The sequence below is a fragment of the Streptomyces sp. NPDC091292 genome, assembly GCF_044757265.1.
In the GTDB taxonomy this organism is placed as follows: Bacteria; Actinomycetota; Actinomycetes; order Streptomycetales; family Streptomycetaceae; genus Streptomyces.
In genome coordinates, this window is sequence record NZ_JBIVUQ010000002.1 from 498,851 (window position 1) to 515,834 (window position 16,984).

A 16,984-nucleotide genomic window follows, 5' to 3' on the forward strand; every position below is an offset into this window, starting at 1 on the left:
GTCGGGCGTAGGGTCAGGGCCGGTCAGGGCTTTCGGCGGGCGCGCGGGCGCCTCTGCTTCTGCGATCGGGTCGGCGCGGCTGTGGCGTCCGGGCTCCAGTGGGACGGGCGGGTCAAGGACGCCGGGAGGCGCGTCGCCGCGTCACCCCTCGCCGCCGTGAGCTGCGGCTCCGTGAGGAACAGGCACCCCCTGAGGTCCGCGCCGCTCAGATCCGCGCCACGGAAGTCGACCCCGATCACATCGGCGAGCCGGAGATCCGCCCCCTTCAGGTCGGCGCCGACCAGCCGCGCCCCCCGCAGGTTCGCGCCGCGCAGATCGGTGCCCGCCAGCCTCGCCCCGATGAGATCCGCGCCCCGGTGGTTCCGGCGGCCCGGGATCTTGGCCCGTACCAGCTCACTGGCGCGCAACAGCAGTGCGCTCACCTCGTCACGGAGCGTCGGCACATCGAGGTCGGTCAGGCTGTCGGCGGTGCCCCGGGTCAGACGTTCGACGCCGTCCAAGGAGTGCCGGAGTTCGCCGTACAGGGGCCTGGCGGCCGGCAGTGTCAGCGCCTCCGTCAGATACCGGAGCAGTTCGTGGAGCCCGCGCATCACCGGGAACACGTCGAACATCTGTCGCGAGGCCCCGGGATTCTCCCGCCAGTCACGCCCGCCGAACGTCACCTGTGCGACCTTCTGCCCGGCGCCGAAACAGTCGAAGACCGTGCACCCGGTGAACCCCTTCTCGCGCAGATCCGTATGGATCCCGCAGCCGAAGTCCGAGGCCAGATGGGCGCACGGCTTCCCGGCCGGCTTGTCCACCGCGAAGTCCGACGAGGCGGCGAAGGGGAGGGCCACACAGCACAGACCGAAGCAGCGGGCGCAGTCGGCCCGCAGCGGATCGGAACCGTCCGAACGGGTGGAGTCTGAACCTCCGGTCAAGGGTGACGCTTCACCTGCGGTGGAGGGTGAGGCTTCGTGCGGTGAAGGCGACAACGCGCGCTCTCTCCTGCGGGAGGGAGGAGCACGGCCGGTCGCCGGGCCCCGATACGAACCGCCGCCCATTCTCCCCGACGGGGTCACCCGCCCTGTACCGGAAGATCCGCACGGCAGATCCGTACCGGCAGATCCGCACCGGAAGGAGGCGTGCGAAAGCGGTTAAATGCTGTCAATGTGGTGGTGTGCCTCCTGCCTCCGCCGAAGCCGCGGCGGGCGTCAACAGAGGTGAGCGCGCCCCGGCAGCCAACTGTCCGTGGTGCCTTCCCACGAGGGAGACACTGCCTGCGATGGACAAGGAAACGTCAGCGGCGGACACCGCCGCCCACTCGATCACGACCGAGGCCGTCTTCGGCGCGCCGTGCTGGGTCAGCCTGATGGCACGCGACCTGGAGGCGGCACAGGAGTTCTACGGCGCGGTACTCGGCTGGAAGTTCCACAAGGGCCGGCTCGGCGACGACTTCAGCGTGGCCTCGCGCGACGGCGTACCCGTGGCGGGTATCAGCTCCCTGGCCACAGCCCTCCAGGTCGCCGTGGCCTGGACCCCGTACTTCGCCGTCGCCGACGCGGATGTCACGGCGGCCCGTATCCGGGAGCGCACCGGCACCGTCGCCGTCGGCCCCATCGCGCTCGCCTCGGGCCGCGGTGTCCTGGCCGCCGACCGCGACGGAGCCACCTTCGGGATCTGGGAGGGCCGCCTCTACGCGGGCTGGGACGTCTGGCACAAGGAGGCCCCCGCCTGGCTGCGGCTGCGCACCCGCAGCGCCTTCGACGCGGCGATCTTCTACGGCGAGGTCCTGGAGTGGGCCAGCGACCGACCCGGCAGCTGCGAGGTCGGCTACGAGGACGACGAGGTCGTCCTGCGCAGCGGCGGCCATGTCGTGGCGCGGCTCAGCTCCGGCGCCCTGGAAGCCGCCGTCGACCCGACGATCCGGCCCCGCTGGCAGGTGTACTTCCCGGTGCCCGACGTGGAGTTCTGCGTCCAGGCCGCCCTCGACAGCGGGGGCGCGCTCGTCGCGCGGGAGGTGACCGCGCTCGGCCCGGAAGCCACCCTGCGCGACCCCGACGGCGGCCTTTTCACCGTCACGAGGGGCACTCCGCGCAGATGAGTCCGGGGCCCGGTCGGCTGCCGTTGGGCGGCTTGTGCGGTCCCGCCCGCGTGGACCGACGACCTTATTTGCGTATCCACGCAAGAAGCGGCACACTCAGGGGGTCGGACCCCGCCGCGCACGCCGCGCGCATGGGGGAACAGCTCTCACCGAAGGAGGCGGCCATGGGTGCGGAACCTCCCAGTCCGGGCTGCCTTCCGGGCACCCGCTGATCTCGTAGTCCGAGCGCCGACGACGGCCCGCGCACCGCGCGGAGGCCGCGTCCCGGCGCGCGCTGTTCCCTTTCTTCGCCCTTCTCCTGAGTGAGCGCCCCTCCTGAGCGACCCCCGCGCCACGCCGTCGTGTCTTCTTCCGCGGCCGGGCACGGCGGCGTGCCCACAGTGGGGCCGGAGGTCCCTGTGATGTCGTTCCGTACGGACAAAGCCGCCTCGGGCGTCGAGCGCACCCCGCTCTCGGCGCGCCTCTCCACGCGGCTGCCCCGCCTGTCCTGGGTGGACCTGGTGATCGCCGCCGCCGTCCTCGTCCTGATCTATGTCGTCCTGCGGGTCGGCCAGGGCACGACGGTGTCCTTCAGCCCGACACAGAACGTCAAGGTCGACACCGACCCGTCCCAACTGCCCTACGACGCCGCCCGCTCCCTGCTGCGCATGTTCGCGGCGCTCGCCGCGTCGATCGTCTTCACCTTCGGCTACGCCTACGCGGCGGCCCGCTCCCGCCGCCTGGAGCGGATCCTGATCCCGGCGCTCGACATCCTCCAGTCCGTCCCCGTCCTCGGCTTCCTCACCGTCGCCGTGACCGGGTTCATCGCCCTGTTCCCCGGCTCGATGCTCGGACTCGAATGCGCGTCGATCTTCGCGATCTTCACCTCGCAGGCCTGGAACATGACCTTCGGCTTCTACTACGCGCTGACCTCACTGCCCCGTGAACTCGACGAGCTGTCACGGTCGTTCCGCTTCACCCGGTGGATGCGGTTCTGGAAGGTCGAGGTCCCGGCCGGGATGATCGGGCTCGTCTGGAACGGCATGATGAGCTTCGGCGGCGGCTGGTTCTTCCTCGTCGCGTCGGAGGCCATCAGCGTCAACAACCAGGAGTACACGCTGCCCGGCGTCGGCTCCTATGCCGGGGCCGCGATCACCGAGGGCGACCTGGGCAAGGTCGGCTGGGCGATCCTCACCATGGCGGTCATGGTGACCGGCGTGAACTTCCTGTTCTGGCGGCCCCTCACCGCCTGGGCGGAACGCTTCAAGAACGAGCAGTCCGAGGCCGGCGAGATCCAGCGCTCCTTCGTTCTCGACTTCTTGCGCCGCTCCCACTGGCCGCAGATCGCGGGCGGCGTCCTGCGCCCGGTGGGCCGGACCCTCAGCCGCGCCGGCCGCGTCTTCGGCGTCGACGACCAGCCCCTCACCGTCCACCGCACCCGGCAGCGCACCGGCGACGTCGTCTTCACGGTCGTGGCGGGCGGACTGATCCTCTGGGGCCTCGCCGACCTGGCCGGATACCTCAACGACCGTACGGGCCTCGGCGTGTTCGGCGAGCCGCTGCTGCTCGGCCTCGCCACCCTCGCCCGGGTCCTCGTCCTCGTCGCCGTCGCCACCCTGGTCTGGGTCCCCATCGGCGTGAAGATCGGCTTCTCGCCCCGGCTCACCCGGGTCGCCCAGCCGGTGGTGCAGATCCTGGCGAGCTTCCCCGCCAACTTCCTCTTCCCGCTGGCCGTCTGGTTCTTCCTCAGAACCGGGCTGTCCATCAACATCGGCGGCATTCTCCTGATGGCGCTCGGCGCGCAGTGGTACATCCTCTTCAACACCATCGCCGGTGCCATGGCCATCCCCACCGATCTGCGCGAGGCCATGGACGACCTCGGCGTCACCGGATGGCAGCGCTGGCGGCGGCTGATCATCCCGGGCATCTTCCCCGCGTACGTCACCGGCGGCATCACCGCGTCCGGCGGCGCCTGGAACGCGTCCATCGTCTCCGAGGTCGTCACCTTCGGCGGCACCACCCTCACCGCGACCGGCCTCGGCGCCTACATCGCGCAGGCCACCGCGGCGGGCGACTTCCCCCGCCTGATCGCGGGCGTCGCCGTCATGAGCCTGTACGTCGTCGCCCTCAACCGGCTCCTCTGGCGCCGCCTCTACCGGCTGGCCGAAGCCCGCTACTCGCTCTGACCGGTCGCCGCTCCGCCTGCCGTCCCGGGCGCCCCGGCCTCCCTCCGCTCACCACCGACGCTTCCCGCACCAAGGAGCACATCATGGCGCTGAACACCTCCCACACCCCCGGCACCACCCGCCCCGCCGACGGCGAAGTCCTCGTCGAAACCGTCGCCCTCACCAAGTCCTACGCGGGCGCCGACGGCGAACTGCCCGTCCTGTCCGGCATCGACCTCCAGGTCAGGGCCGGCGAAGTCGTCGCCCTGCTCGGCAAGTCCGGGTCCGGCAAGTCGACCCTGCTGCGCTGCATGGCCGGACTCGTCCCCACCAGCTCCGGCACCGTCGCCTACAAGGACACCCCGCTCACCGGCGCCAACCCCGGCACCGCCATGGTCTTCCAGACCTTCGCCCTGCTGCCCTGGCTGACCGTCCAGCAGAACGTCGAACTCGGCCTGGAGGCCAAGGGTGTGCCCGCCGCCGCCCGAGCCGAAGCCGCCTTGCAGGCCATCGACCTGATCGGCCTCGACGGCTTCGAGTCCGCGTACCCGAAGGAACTGTCCGGCGGAATGCGCCAGCGCGTCGGCTTCGCCCGCGCCCTCGTCGTGGAACCGGACGTCCTGATGATGGACGAGCCGTTCTCCGCCCTTGACGTCCTGACCGCAGAGAACCTGCGCGGCGAGCTGATGGAGCTGTGGGAGTCGGGACAGTTCCCGACCCGCGCGATCGTCCTGGTCACCCACAACATCGAGGAGGCCGTACTGATGGCCGACCGGATCGTCGTCCTCGGCGCCCGCCCGTACGGCACCATCCGCGAGACCTTCGAGGTCGGCCTCGACCGTCCCCGCGACCGTGAGTCGGCGGCCTTCGACGACCTCATCGACCGCGTCTACCGCACCATGACCGGCCGCCACAAGGAGGGCCGGCTCGCGGGGCGGAGCGAGAACGCCGAGCACGACCGGCGGACCCCCGCGAACACCCCGCTGCCCGGCGCCGGAGTCGACGGCCTGTCCGGACTCGCCGAGATGGTCCTGCACCGGGGCGGCCGGTGCGACCTCGCCGACCTCGCCGAGGACCTCGGCCTGGAGGTCGACGACATCCTGCCCCTGGTCGACGCCCTCGACCTGCTCGACTTCGCCCATATGAGCGGCGACGACCTGCTGCTCACCCCGCAGGGCACCGCCTACGCGGGCGCCGACGTCCAGGAGTCCAAGACGATCTTCGCCGAAGCCGCGCCGCGCGCCCCGCTCGTCAAGCTGATCACCAGCAGCCTCGCGCAGAACCCGGGCGGCGCCCTGCGCGCCGGATTCTTCCGCGACCTGCTCGCCCACCACTACACGAGCGAACAGGTCACCCGGCAGCTCGACACGGCCACCGACTGGGGCCGCTACGCCGAACTGTTCCGCTACGACGCCGAGCCCGAGGAGTACCGCATCGACCCCGAGGAGACCCCCGCCACCACGCCCCGGAAGGAGTGAGCCATGACCGCCCTCACCTTCGCCACCGGTCTGGCCGCCGGAATGCTCGCCGGCGCGCTCATCGGCATCGAACGCCAGTGGCGCCAGCGGATGGCAGGGCTGCGCACCCACACCCTCGTCGCGACGGGCTCCGCGCTGTTCGTCCTGCTCTCCAGCTCCTTCGGCGCGGGGGACCCCAGCCGGGTCGCGGCCCAGGTCGTCTCCGGTATCGGCTTCCTCGGCGCCGGGGTGATCCTGCGCGACGGGATGAACATCTCCGGCGTGAACACCGCCGCCACCCTCTGGTGTTCGGCCGCCGTCGGCAGCCTCGCCGGAGCCGGAAGGCCCGCATACGCGCTCGCGGGAGCCGCCGCGATCGTCGCCGTGAACACGGCCGTACGCGGGATGGCGCAGCGCCTCGACCGTTCCCCCGGGTCCGGGGGAGAGGTCCCGACACCGTTCTGCGTCGAGGCCGTGGTCGCCGCCCGCGACGAGGCCCACGTCCGGACGCTGCTCGTCCAGTCGCTGCGGGACTCCGAGAGCCGGCTGCACGCCGTGCACTCCGCAGGACTCGCCGACCAGGACGGTCAGGGCTGTCAGAGCGGCCAGAGCGGCCAGAGCGGTCATGGCGGTCACGTGCGTATCCGGGCCGAGATCACCGTGCAGGGCACGGACAGCACGACCGTCGAGAGCACGGTCGCACGGATCAGCATGGAACCCTCGGTCGTCTCGGCGTCCTGGCGGCACGTCACCTAGCTAGTGCTTCGGCTGGCCCGGCGGGGCGTAGCTGGGGACGATGGACTGTGTGTACGGCAGCTGGTGGTACCGCAACATCGTCGAACCGGGCAAGCTCCCGCTGCTGCTCGCCCTGGTCGCGTTCGTGGTCACCTTTGTACTGACGCGGGTGATCACGCGGATGATCCGCGCCGGGAAGGGGCCCTTCCGCAATGTCACGCCGGGCGGGGTGCACGTCCACCATGTGGTGCCCGGCATCGTCCTGATGGTCGTCGGCGGATTCGCTGTCATCGCGGGCGGCAATCAGGGCTTCGGCTCCGGGTTCGCCGCCGTTCTCTTCGGCGCCGGCACCGGACTGGTCCTTGACGAGTTCGCGCTGGTCCTGCACATGAGCGACGTGTACTGGACCAGGGAGGGCACCAAGAGCGTCGAGATCGTCCTGATCACCATGGCGCTCGCGGCACTCCTCCTGGCCGGCTTCTCCCCGTTCGGGGTCGACGGGCTGACCAGTTCGGAGCTGCACGACCGTCTCAACGTCACCTTCACGGTCGCCCTGAACCTGCTGTTCTCCCTCGTCGCACTGGTCAAGGGCAAGGCCCGCATGGCGGTCCTCGGCATCCTGGTGCCCTTCGTCGCCCTGTTCGGCGCGGTCCGCCTGGCCCGGCCCGCGTCCCCCTGGGCCAGACGGTTCTACCGCCGCCGCCCCAGGGCACGCGCCCGCTCCCGAAAACGCGCCTACCGCCACGACCGGCGCTGGGCCCGCCTGCGGCAGCGCGCCACGGACCTCGTCGGCGGCGCCCCGACCCGCTGACCCGGACCGGACCTACAGCAGCGGGGGCCGACCCGTCGCGGGGACCTCCTCGCCCGCCGGTACCGGGCCCGGAGGGGAGCCGTCGCCGAACGGGCGACCGCCCAGCTTCTCGCGGTGGTGCGGCGTCAGCCAGCCCGACAGATCGGGGCCGATGGGGACGATCCGGGTCGGGTTGATGCCCGTGTGCACCTGGTAGTAGTGCCGCTTGATGTGGTCGAAGTCCGTCGTGTCGCCGAAACCGGGTGTCTGGTAGAGGTCACGGGCGTACGCCCACAGCACCGGGTTCTCGGCGAGCTTCCACAGGTTGCACTTGAAATGGCCGTGGTAGACCGCGTCGAACCGGACCAGCGTCGTGAACAGTCGGATGTCGGCCTCGGTGAGGGTGTCCCCGACCAGATAGCGGCGGTCGGCGAGGCGCCGCGCCACCTTGTCCAGACGGCGGAACACCCCGTCGGCTGCGGCCTCGTACTGTGCCTGGTCCGTGGCGAATCCGGCCCGGTACACCCCGTTGTTGACGTCCCGGTAGACGCCGTCCATGACCTCGTCGATCTCGTGGCGCAAGGGCTCCGGATACAGATCGGGGGCGCCGGGCCTGTGCAGCGCGGTCCACTCGGTGGCGAAGTCGAGGGTGATCCGCTGGAAGTCGTTGGTGACGAGCTGTCCGCTCGGTACGTCGACGAGCGCGGGCACGCTCACCCCGCCCGGATACCCCGTCTCGCGCGCGTCGTACGCCTCCGACAGATACCGGATGCCCAGGACCGGATCGCGGTCGTCCGGATCGAGTGTGAACCGCCAACTGCGGTGGTCCTGGATCGGATCGGCGATCGCCAGTGACACGGCGCCCTCCAGACCGAGCAGCCGCCGCGAGATGACCGCGCGATGCGCCCAGGGGCACGCACGGCTCACGACGAGCCGGTACCGGCCCGCCTCGACGGGCCAGCCGTCGCGGCCGTCCGCCGTGACGCGGTCCGCGAAGTGGCTCCTGGACCGCTTGAACGCCTTGCGGCCGTACACCTCATTGCCTTCCGGGGCCTTGCCGCCACCCTGGGCCCTGCTGTCTCCCGGGGCGTCGGCCGTGGCCTGTGCGCCGGCCCCGTCGTCGGCTCGGCCGTTCGTGGGGGTCATGACTGGCTGCCTTTCCGTCGGCTTCGTCGTCCCTTTCGCACTGTTCCTGCTCTTCGTCCGGCCGTCCGAGTCGTTCCCTGTCGTTCTGTCAGCCCGTCGCGTGCGCTCCCGCGGGTGTCTTCCGCGTACGGGTCCAGGTCAGCAGCTCGTCCGCCGACCAGGTGGTGACGATGCGCTCGGGCGGCACCTCGCACTCCGTGGCCCGTGCGCAGCCGTACACCTGCCAGTCGAGCTGGCCGGGTGCGTGGGCGTCCGTGTCCACGGAGAACAGCACGCCCGCGCCGACCGCGCGGCGCAGCAGGTCCCGGGGCGGGTCGAGGCGCTCCGGGCGGCAGTTGATCTCCACCGCCGTGCCCGTCTCGGCGCAGGCGGCGAACACCGCGTCCGCGTCGAACCGGGACTCGGGCCGCCGCCGCTCACCGAGCAGCCGTCCCGTGCAGTGCCCCAGTACGTCGGAGTGCGGATCGCGGACGGCGGCGACCATCCGGCGGGTCATCGCGCCCGCGTCCATCCGCAGCTTGGAGTGCACGGACACGACCACGAGGTCGAGCTGGTCCAGCAGGTCCGGTTCCTGGTCGAGGGAGCCGTCGTCGAGGATGTCGCACTCGATGCCGGTGAGCAGCCGGAACGGCGCCCAGCGCGTGTTGAGTTCGGCCACCACCGCCAGTTGTTCGCGCAGCCGCTCGGGCGACAGTCCGCGTGCGACCGTGAGGCGGGGGGAGTGGTCGGTGAGCACCGCCCACTCGTGGCCGAGCCAGGCGGCGGTCCGGCCCATCTCCTCGATGGGGGAGCCGCCGTCCGACCAGTCGGAGTGCAGATGGCAGTCGCCGCGCAGCAGCCGCCGCAGCTCCTCGCCGCCGGTCGCGAGCGGAGTCCTGGCCTCCCGCTCCAGATCGGCCAGATACTCCGGCATCTCGCCGTCCAGCGCCTCCCGGACGACGCCCGCCGTCCTGGGGCCGATTCCTTTGACCGACTCCAGCGATCCGGCCGCCGCGCGCCGCCGCACCTCGCCGTCGCCGAGCGCTTCGACGACCGAGGCGGCCGTACGGAAGGCACGGACCCGGTAGGTCGGGGCCAGGGTGCGTTCCAGGAGAAACGCGATCCGCCGAAGGGCCTCGACGGGATCCATCGGCACCTCCTGGCATCGGGACGGGCCTCCACGGCCACCGGCCCGGCGTCAGTACGGGCCGTACTCCAGCTTCGCCCGGCCGGCCGGTCCGCGCACGGCGGCTCCGGGGCGGCTCCGAGACGGATCAGAGGCCCGGCGCGCCCCAGAGCGGGAACCAGCGGGCGAGGTCAGGCTCGATCCGCAGATCGTTCGTGAGCACCGCCCGCACCTGGATTTCCAGCGGATTGTCGCGATGCTCGCCCGGCAGCGGCGCGAAGGGATAGAAGGAGCCGCGCTTGTAGAGATAGACCAGCGCGAGCTGCCGGCCCCCCGCATCGTGGAACCCGACCAGGGAACACAGGAGCTGCGGCCCGAACCCCGTCCCCTCCAGCGCGGTGTTCACCGCGTGCAGATCGCTGACGAGAGCGGGCAGGTCGTCCGGCGCGCGCCGCGAGACCAGCCACGAGTAGCCGTACGGGTCCCGGCTGATCTCGACCGGTGAGCCCAGCCGGTCCTTGTCGGCCTCAAGCAGCGCCATCGCGTCGTCGTGGATGCGGGAGAACTCGGCGCCCTCGACGGTCGCGAAGCACACCGAGCCGACTCCCGTCGGGGTGAAGTCGGTCGCCGCCTGGAGCGTGATCGCCGCCGAGGGGAGGGCGAACAGCTGATCCAGGTTCGGGGCGACCGGCTTCGTCCGGCCGAGCAGTGTGTCGAGAAAACCCATCAGCACTCAGCTCCGTTGGTCCGCGGACTGCCCGCCGAGCCGTGCGCTGATCGAGGCCAACTGCTCCAGCCTCTTCTCCAGGCTCGGGTGGGTCGAGAACAGCTGCGAGATCGTCTTGCCGGCCTCACCGCTGATGGCGGGCGCGAAGTAGAACGCGCTGAACGCCTGCGCGGTCCGTAGATCCTTGGTGGGGATCCGCGCGATGTCGCCGGAGACCTTCGTCAGCGCCGACGCCAGTGCGGACGGCCGTCCGGTGAGCATGGCGGCGGCCCGGTCGGCGGCCAGCTCGCGATACCGGGACAGCGCCCTGATCAGCAGGAAGCTGATCGCGTACACGGCGGCCGACACGCCTATCACGGCCATCAGGATGACGACGGTGTTCTGGTCGCGGCGGCGTCCGAGCATGCCGGAGTACAGCGCGAACCGGACCACGAGCCCGGCGATGACACCGAGGAACGACGCGACGGTGATCACCGCGACGTCCCGGTGCGCGACATGCGACAGCTCGTGCGCCAGGACGCCCTCCAGCTCGTCCTGCTCCAGACGGCGCAGCAGGCCCGTCGTGACGCAGATGACCGCGTGGTCGGCGTTGCGGCCCGTCGCGAACGCGTTCGGCAGGTCCATGTCCGAGACCGCGACCTCCGGCTTCGGCATGTCGGCGGTGGCGCACAGCCGGTCGATCACGCCATGGAGGTGGGGTTCCTCCTCCGGGGTGACGATGCGGCCGTGCATCGCGTAGAGAGCGATGCGGTCGGAGAACCAGTACTGGGCCCAGAGCATCCCGCCCGCGATGACGACGACGAGCACCCAGGACTTCAGCAGGACGACGAGTGCGCCCACAAAGATCACGTACAACAATCCGAGCAGGAACAGTGTGACCGCCATGCGTGCGGTCAGTCGCCGGTCGGGCTCGAAGCGGCTCTGCATCGCCACCACCTCGGAATCCGGTAGTCAGTTCGGACCAGGTCGCACCGCGGGGGCGCGGCGGCGGCCTGGCCTGGTCCTTCCATGGTCCGTCATCGGACGACCGGAAGACAGCGGCGGACGGTGGCCGGGGTCAAATCAGGGCATTGCTCCGGTCAAATCCTGCTGTACCGGTACAACGCGGAGCACCGTTCCGGGGTTCCCACGGGCCGGAAACGGAGGGACGCTGGAGGGGAACCCGTACGCCACCGGGAGGCACACCATGCGTAAGGTCGCCGACTGCCGGGACTACCCGAGCGAGTCCAAGTGCACCCTGACCATCTCGGGTGAGGAAGAGGAAGTGGTCCGCGCCGCCGCCGAACACGCGGCCTCCGTGCACGGCCACCAGAACACCCCGGAGCTGCGGAGCCAACTGCGCGGGATGCTCAAGGACGAAATGCCCCAGCACGCCTGATCCGGCTGCTCAGGGCCTTGATCCAGTCACTCGATGCTCAGCCCACGGGCCGTGACCGAGCGAGAGATGCCGGGCACGGTCCGTGTGTGCCACGGCGGCGAGGGTCGCCATCACCTCGACTACGCGGCCGACTCGCGTACGACCTCGGTCGGGTCCTTGTCGTCGCGCAGGCCGAGGAAGCGCGGGTGGCGCAGCATGCCGTCCCGGGTCCATTCGGCGAACGCGACCTGCGCGACGAGCCGTGGCGCGACCCAGTGCACCCGGGGCTCCCGCACCCGGTCGCCGAACGGAGAGTGCGGCGCCGGCAGCTCGTCCAGCCGGGCCCGCAGCTCCAGCAGCGTCCGGTACGTGTACCCGGTGCCGACCTTGCCCGCGTAACGCAGCGTCCCCGCCTCGTAGTAGCCGAGCAGCAGGGCGCCGAATCCGGCGCGGCTGCCGGAGGGTTCGGTGAAGCCGCCGATGACGAACTCCTGGCCCCGGGCGCACTTGAGCTTCAGCCAGTCGGCCGCCCTGCGTGACTGGTAGCGGCTCGCCGCCCGTTTGGCGATCAGCCCCTCCCAGCCCCGCGCGCAGGCATCGGCCAGCAGGTCGGCGCCGCCCGCGTTGCGATGGGTCGTGAACCGCAGCGGCGGGCGGAAGGTGAGGGCGCGGCGCAGCAGGGACTTGCGTGTCCGCAGCGGCAGCCGTGTCGTGTCGGCGCCCTCCAGGCGCAGCAGGTCGAAGACGTAGTAGGTCACGGCGACATCGCTGGACGCGACGTCCCACCGCTGGGTGAGCCCCATGCGCTGCTGGAGCAGACCGAAGTCGGTGCGGCCGTGCGCGTACGCCACGATCTCGCCGTCCACCGTGAAGTCCGCGCACTCCTGGGCCGCCAGGGCATCGACGATCTCCGGATAGGTGTCGCCCACCTGTCTGCCGGAGCGGGACAGCAGGGTGACGGTGCCGTGCTCGCGCACGGCGAGGATCCGGACGCCGTCCAGCTTCCGTTCGAAGATCCACTGATCCGAGAAGTGGCGGCGGTCACTGAGCGTGGCGAGCATGGGGCGGGCGGCGAGTTCGACGCCCGGCGGTGCGACGGACAGCAGGGCCACGAGGTCGGGTGGCAGCGTGCCCAGCAGGCCGGTCACTCCGGCTCACCCCTCCGGGGGCCCGGATGCGCGCTGGCCGCGCCCCGATCGGTCGCTGTGCCAGGTGGCCTCCGGGTGCTCGGCGACCTGACGCAGAGTGCGACCACTGCGCACGGAACGGGCCCTTCGAGGGTCGGGCGTCCCATGGCCGTCCTCCCGGGCGCGGCCGTCGGCGGTCTTCACCAGGAGCCAGGCCGCTTTCCCGCGCCCACCCCCGCCTCCCCCATCGCCGCCGCCGTCGGTGTCGGCGTCACGGAAGCGGGTGAGCGCGTACCCGCCGTGCAGTTTGTCGCCGTCGAGCCAGAAGGTGGCGTGGCCGCGCTCCAGGGACGCGGCGAACGGGACCGGACGCTTACGGCGGTCGTGGCTCATCGGCCGGTAGGTGCCGTGGTCCCAGACGATGACGGTGCCACCGCCGTACTCACCGGCCGGGATGACCCCCTCGAACTCGCGGTACTCCAGCGGATGGTCCTCCGTCGGCACGGCGAGCCGCTTGTCGTGCGGATCGGTGGACGGGCCCTTCGGCACCGACCAGGACTTGAGCACGCCGTCGACTTCGAGGCGGAAGTCGAAGTGCATGGTGCGCGCGTCATGGATCTGTACGACGAACCGGGGCCTTTCGTCCGACGGCACGGAGGGGCTGTCCGGCTCCGGACGCCGACCCTGGGGTTCCCGGGTCCGGTCGAAGCGGCGCTTGTCGCGGTAGGCCCGCAGCGTGTCCTTGTCGCCCTGGGACGGCTCACCCATGGCCGGCTCCCTTCCTCCGGGCCCGCCCGCTACCCGGGACGATCGACGGACCCCCGTACTCCATGATCGCGCGGGGGGCGCGGACGCGCATCGGAGGTGGTCAGGGGCGCAGAGCCTTGGCCCAGATACCAGTCCGCGAAGCCCATCGGCCGGCCCTGTGCGTCGTACAGCGGGTCCATGTCGACGCCGTCGGCACGGTGGTCGTCCCAGACGCGGCCCGCCTCCGGCCCGGACACGATCAGCCACTGGCGCAGGGCGCAGCCCAGATGGCACAGGCAGATGGCGCCGAACGTGCGCTCTTCCGGCCACAGGAGCTGATACTCCCGCTCCTGCCACGCCTCGTACGCCGCCTCGTAGGAGTCCTCGTCGTCGAACTCGTCCTCGTTGGGGAAGTCGGCCATCAGGGCGGCCAGGGCATCGGGGTCGGCGCCGGTGACCGGAAACGGCCCAGTCAGCCGCCGGGGACGGTGTGGTGGACCTCGCGGAGGAAGGCCGCGTTGGTCGGTGTGCCGCGCAGCCGGTCGAGCAGCGCTTCCAGGGAACTCTGGCTGTCACGGCCGTACAAGGCGCGCCTGAGGCCGCGGACGACGGCCAACTCCTGTTGCGGTACGAGAAGTTCCTCGCGGCGGGTGCTGGAGGTGGTGATGTCGACGGCCGGGAAGATCCGCTTGTCGGAGAGGGACCGGTCGAGCCGCAGCTCCATGTTGCCGGTGCTCTTCAGCTCTTCGAAGTAGTAGTCGTCGGCGCGGGAGCCGGTCTCGACCAGGGCCGTGGCGAGGATGGTCAGGGAGCCGCCCTCCTCGGTGAGCCGGGCGGCGCCGAAGAACCGCTTGGGCCCGATCAGCGCGGCGGCGTCGACGCCACCGGTGAGAGTGCGTCCGCCGGACGAGGCCGCGTTGTTGTGGGCGCGGCACAGCCGGGTCAGCGAGTCGAGGAGGATGATCACGTCCTGGCCCTGTTCGACGAGTCGCTTGGCGCGTTCCACGGCCAGTTCGGCGAGGGCGGTGTGTTCCTTGGCCGGACGGTCGAAGGTCGAGGCCAGGACCTCACCCCGTACCGAACGGCGCATGTCGGTCACTTCCTCAGGCCGTTCGTCCAGGAGGACGACCATGAGGTGGCAGTCGGGGTGGTTCTCGGCGATGGCGGCGGCGAGTTGCTGGAGGAGCACCGTCTTGCCGGTCTTGGGCGGGGCCACGATCAGGCCGCGCTGCCCCTTGCCGACCGGGGAGATCAGGTCGACCAGACGCATCGTCAGGCCGCCCGCCTTGCTCTCCAGGCGCAGCCGGTCGCGGGGGTGAAGGGGTGTCATGTCGTGGAAGGCGGGCCGGCCGCGCAGTGTTTCCGGGGCGCGGCCGTTGACCTGCTCGACCTTGAGGAGGGCGCGCTGCCGGCCACGGTTGCGGGTTCCTTCGGCGGAGGTGCCCGTCACGGTGTCGCCCTTGCGGAGTCCATGGCGGCGGATCTGGGCCGAGGCCACCTGGACGTCGTCGGGCGAGGGCAGGAGATCGGGGCCGCGCAGAAATCCGTGGCCCTGGGGGGTGATGTCCAGAACGCCGGCCGCCGGGATCTCGGTGGGGCGCTGGGTCGTGGGGTGTTCGAGTGTGGTGGTCATGTACGTGTGGTCCTTTCGCGGACGGGGTCGTGCAGACGAGAAGTGGGGCAGCCCGGCAGAACTGGGTGGCGGGGACGTCACGCCTGGTGCGGGCGGACAGGAAAGTCCGCGGCCGGGATTAAAGGTGAAGAATTCTTCGCTGGATCGCCGGTCACGATGTGCCGGTCGAGAGGACGAGCACGGTCACAGCGGAGAAGGAGAAGAGCACCGGCGCCGATGCACGGCGTACACAAGTGCTGCGTGCAGAGTAGCACGGGGGAGGGGCGGTGTGGCGATTTTCCCGTCGGTGGTGGTCGGTGCTGGTCGGTGCCCGGCCTGGTTCGGGTTCTCGGTCAGTCGTGTGCGGGGCGGTCCGTCAGGCGGTGGTCCGCCAGGCTCAGCGCCTCGTCGACGACCCGGCGCAGATGCCCGTCGCCCAGCGAGTAGATCACCCGCCTGCCGTCCTTGCGGGTGCCGACGAGTCCGGCGAGGCGGAGCCGCGCCAGATGCTGGCTGACGGCGGGCCGTGCGGCCCCGACGGCCTCGGTCAGGGTGCTCACATCGGCTTCTCCCCGGGCGAGTTGGTGCAGCAGCGCCAGGCGTGTGCGGTCGCCGAGCAGGGCGAGCAGCTCGGCGGCGAGAGCGAACTGCTCCTCGCCGGGGGTACGCGGATGCGCATCGTGCGCAGATGACAGGTGCATGCGTGCGCTCATACGCACATAATGGGGCCGGGGAGCGGGCATGTCCACCGTGGCGCGCGCCGACGGTCCCCGGGGCCGGATCCGGAAGGGGAGCCCGATGAGCGACAGGCACGAACACGAACAGCACGGCGCCGCAGGCCAGGGGCACCGGCACCGGCACCGGCACCGGCACAGCCACCCCGCGCGCGGAGCGGCCGGGCGCGGGGCCCGGTTGCGGCATCGCGTCGCCCACCTGGTCAGGCCCCACTCCCACGAGTCCGCCGACAAGGTGGACCCGGCCCTGGAGTCCTCCGCGCGCGGGATGCGGGCGCTGTGGATCTCGCTCGCCGTCCTCGGCACCACCGCACTGGCCCAGGCCGTCGTCGTCGTGCTGTCCGGCTCGGTCGCGCTGCTCGGCGACACCGTGCACAACGCCGCCGATGCCCTGACCGCCGTCCCCCTCGGTATCGCCTTCGTCATCGGCCGCCGGGCCGCCGACCGCCGCTTCACCTACGGGTACGGGCGGGCCGAGGACCTGGCGGGCATCGTCGTGCTGCTCGCCATCGCCGCGTCGTCGGGTTTCGCCGCCTGGACCGCCGTCGATCGGCTGCTCGCCCCGCGTGCGATGGAGCACGTCCCGGTGGTGGCGGTGGCGGCGGTCATCGGCTTCGCCGGGAACGAGTGGGTCGCGCGCTACCGCATCCGCGTAGGGTGTGAGATCGGTTCGGCGGCGCTCGTCGCGGACGGGCTGCACGCGCGTACCGACGGATTCACCTCGCTCGCGGTGCTGTTGAGCGCCGGTGGGGCCGCGCTGGGGTGGCGCCTCGCCGACCCCGTCGTGGGGCTTGCGATCACCGCGGCCATCCTCTTCGTCCTGCGGGACGCGGCCCGCGAGGTGTTCCGAAGGATCATGGACGCCGTGGACCCCGCGCTCGTCGACACGGCGGAGGGCGCCCTCGCGGAGGTGCCGGGCGTGCGTGCCGTGGGGGAGCTGCGGCTGCGCTGGATCGGGCACCGGCTGCGGGCCGAGGTCTCCGTGGTCGTGGACGGCGATCTGAGCGTCCGCGCTGCCCATCGGGTCGCCGTCGACGCCGAGCACGCGCTGCTGCACGCCGTACCGAAGCTCACGGCCGCGCTGGTGCACGCCGACCCCGCGCCCGTACCCGGTGAGAGCGACCCGCACCTTGTCCTCGCCCACCACGGCCCCCGTCCCGGGGCGGCGCACCCCCGCGCACCGGCCTGATCCGCGTCACCCGGCCGGCGTACGACGGGGT

The 16,984-nt window shown here is 71.4% G+C and carries 17 protein-coding genes; 7 read left to right on the forward strand and 10 right to left on the reverse strand.

The window, feature by feature from the left end; genetic code table 11:
* Positions 1–23 precede the first annotated feature (23 nt).
* On the reverse strand, positions 24–920 hold the full coding sequence (locus ACIQNU_RS10325; RefSeq protein ID WP_401363702.1) for a pentapeptide repeat-containing protein: 897 nt from the start codon (positions 918–920) through the stop codon (positions 24–26).
* A 344-nt stretch (positions 921–1,264) separates the two neighbouring features.
* Between ACIQNU_RS10325 and ACIQNU_RS10330 the strand changes: the two genes are divergently transcribed.
* The 5 genes from ACIQNU_RS10330 (at position 1,265) to ACIQNU_RS10350 (ending at position 7,230) form a co-directional block, all read left to right on the forward strand.
* On the forward strand, positions 1,265–2,083 hold the full coding sequence (locus tag ACIQNU_RS10330; protein WP_401363705.1) for a VOC family protein: 819 nt from the start codon (positions 1,265–1,267) through the stop codon (positions 2,081–2,083).
* 401 nt (positions 2,084–2,484) lie between these two features.
* A complete protein-coding gene (locus tag ACIQNU_RS10335; protein ID WP_401363708.1) occupies positions 2,485–4,248 on the forward strand; it encodes an ABC transporter permease in 1,764 nt (587 codons plus the stop codon).
* Positions 4,249–4,331: 83 nt separating this feature from the next.
* Positions 4,332–5,705, forward strand: coding sequence for a nitrate/sulfonate/bicarbonate ABC transporter ATP-binding protein (locus tag ACIQNU_RS10340; RefSeq protein WP_401363711.1), 1,374 nt, complete (start codon positions 4,332–4,334; stop codon positions 5,703–5,705).
* Positions 5,706–5,708: 3 nt separating this feature from the next.
* Complete coding sequence (locus ACIQNU_RS10345; protein ID WP_401363714.1) at positions 5,709–6,440, forward strand: MgtC/SapB family protein; 732 nt, start codon at positions 5,709–5,711, stop codon at positions 6,438–6,440.
* Positions 6,441–6,489: 49 nt separating this feature from the next.
* Entirely contained in the window at positions 6,490–7,230 is a 741-nt protein-coding gene (locus tag ACIQNU_RS10350) for a hypothetical protein (RefSeq protein WP_401363717.1), read from the forward strand.
* A gap of 12 nt (positions 7,231–7,242) precedes the next feature.
* Here ACIQNU_RS10350 and ACIQNU_RS10355 read toward each other — a convergent pair whose 3' ends face one another.
* The 4 genes from ACIQNU_RS10355 to htpX form a co-directional block, all read right to left on the reverse strand.
* Entirely contained in the window at positions 7,243–8,355 is a 1,113-nt protein-coding gene (locus tag ACIQNU_RS10355; RefSeq protein ID WP_401363720.1) for a glutathione S-transferase family protein, read from the reverse strand.
* Between the two features lie 88 nt (positions 8,356–8,443).
* Positions 8,444–9,484 (reverse strand): PHP domain-containing protein, encoded by a 1,041-nt coding sequence (locus tag ACIQNU_RS10360; protein ID WP_401363723.1) that lies wholly within the window; start codon positions 9,482–9,484, stop codon positions 8,444–8,446.
* 124 nt (positions 9,485–9,608) lie between these two features.
* Positions 9,609–10,187, reverse strand: a complete 579-nt coding sequence (locus ACIQNU_RS10365; RefSeq protein ID WP_401363726.1) for a hypothetical protein — start codon at positions 10,185–10,187, stop codon at positions 9,609–9,611.
* A gap of 6 nt (positions 10,188–10,193) precedes the next feature.
* A complete protein-coding gene (gene htpX / locus ACIQNU_RS10370) occupies positions 10,194–11,114 on the reverse strand; it encodes a zinc metalloprotease HtpX (RefSeq protein ID WP_401363729.1) in 921 nt (306 codons plus the stop codon).
* Between the two features lie 259 nt (positions 11,115–11,373).
* Here htpX and ACIQNU_RS10375 point away from each other — a divergent pair, with 259 nt between their 5' ends.
* Complete coding sequence (locus ACIQNU_RS10375) at positions 11,374–11,565, forward strand: DUF1059 domain-containing protein (RefSeq protein ID WP_401363732.1); 192 nt, start codon at positions 11,374–11,376, stop codon at positions 11,563–11,565.
* 119 nt (positions 11,566–11,684) lie between these two features.
* On the opposite strand, the gene ligD is transcribed toward ACIQNU_RS10375, so the two are convergent.
* The 5 genes from ligD to ACIQNU_RS10400 form a co-directional block, all read right to left on the reverse strand.
* The gene (gene ligD / locus ACIQNU_RS10380; RefSeq protein ID WP_401363733.1) at positions 11,685–12,692 is read right to left on the reverse strand and encodes a non-homologous end-joining DNA ligase; all 1,008 of its coding nucleotides are present in this window, start codon (positions 12,690–12,692) and stop codon (positions 11,685–11,687) included.
* Positions 12,693–12,698: 6 nt separating this feature from the next.
* Positions 12,699–13,439 (reverse strand): DNA polymerase ligase N-terminal domain-containing protein, encoded by a 741-nt coding sequence (locus ACIQNU_RS10385; protein ID WP_401363736.1) that lies wholly within the window; start codon positions 13,437–13,439, stop codon positions 12,699–12,701.
* Positions 13,440–13,468: 29 nt separating this feature from the next.
* Entirely contained in the window at positions 13,469–13,840 is a 372-nt protein-coding gene (locus ACIQNU_RS10390) for a hypothetical protein (protein WP_401363738.1), read from the reverse strand.
* Between the two features lie 50 nt (positions 13,841–13,890).
* The gene (gene rho / locus ACIQNU_RS10395) at positions 13,891–15,051 is read right to left on the reverse strand and encodes a transcription termination factor Rho (protein ID WP_401363741.1); all 1,161 of its coding nucleotides are present in this window, start codon (positions 15,049–15,051) and stop codon (positions 13,891–13,893) included.
* 332 nt (positions 15,052–15,383) lie between these two features.
* On the reverse strand, positions 15,384–15,743 hold the full coding sequence (locus ACIQNU_RS10400; RefSeq protein WP_401363744.1) for an ArsR/SmtB family transcription factor: 360 nt from the start codon (positions 15,741–15,743) through the stop codon (positions 15,384–15,386).
* An 85-nt stretch (positions 15,744–15,828) separates the two neighbouring features.
* Between ACIQNU_RS10400 and ACIQNU_RS10405 the strand changes: the two genes are divergently transcribed.
* Positions 15,829–16,953: a cation diffusion facilitator family transporter gene (locus ACIQNU_RS10405; protein WP_401363747.1), complete on the forward strand. Its 1,125-nt coding sequence runs from the start codon at positions 15,829–15,831 to the stop codon at positions 16,951–16,953.
* Positions 16,954–16,984 lie beyond the last annotated feature (31 nt).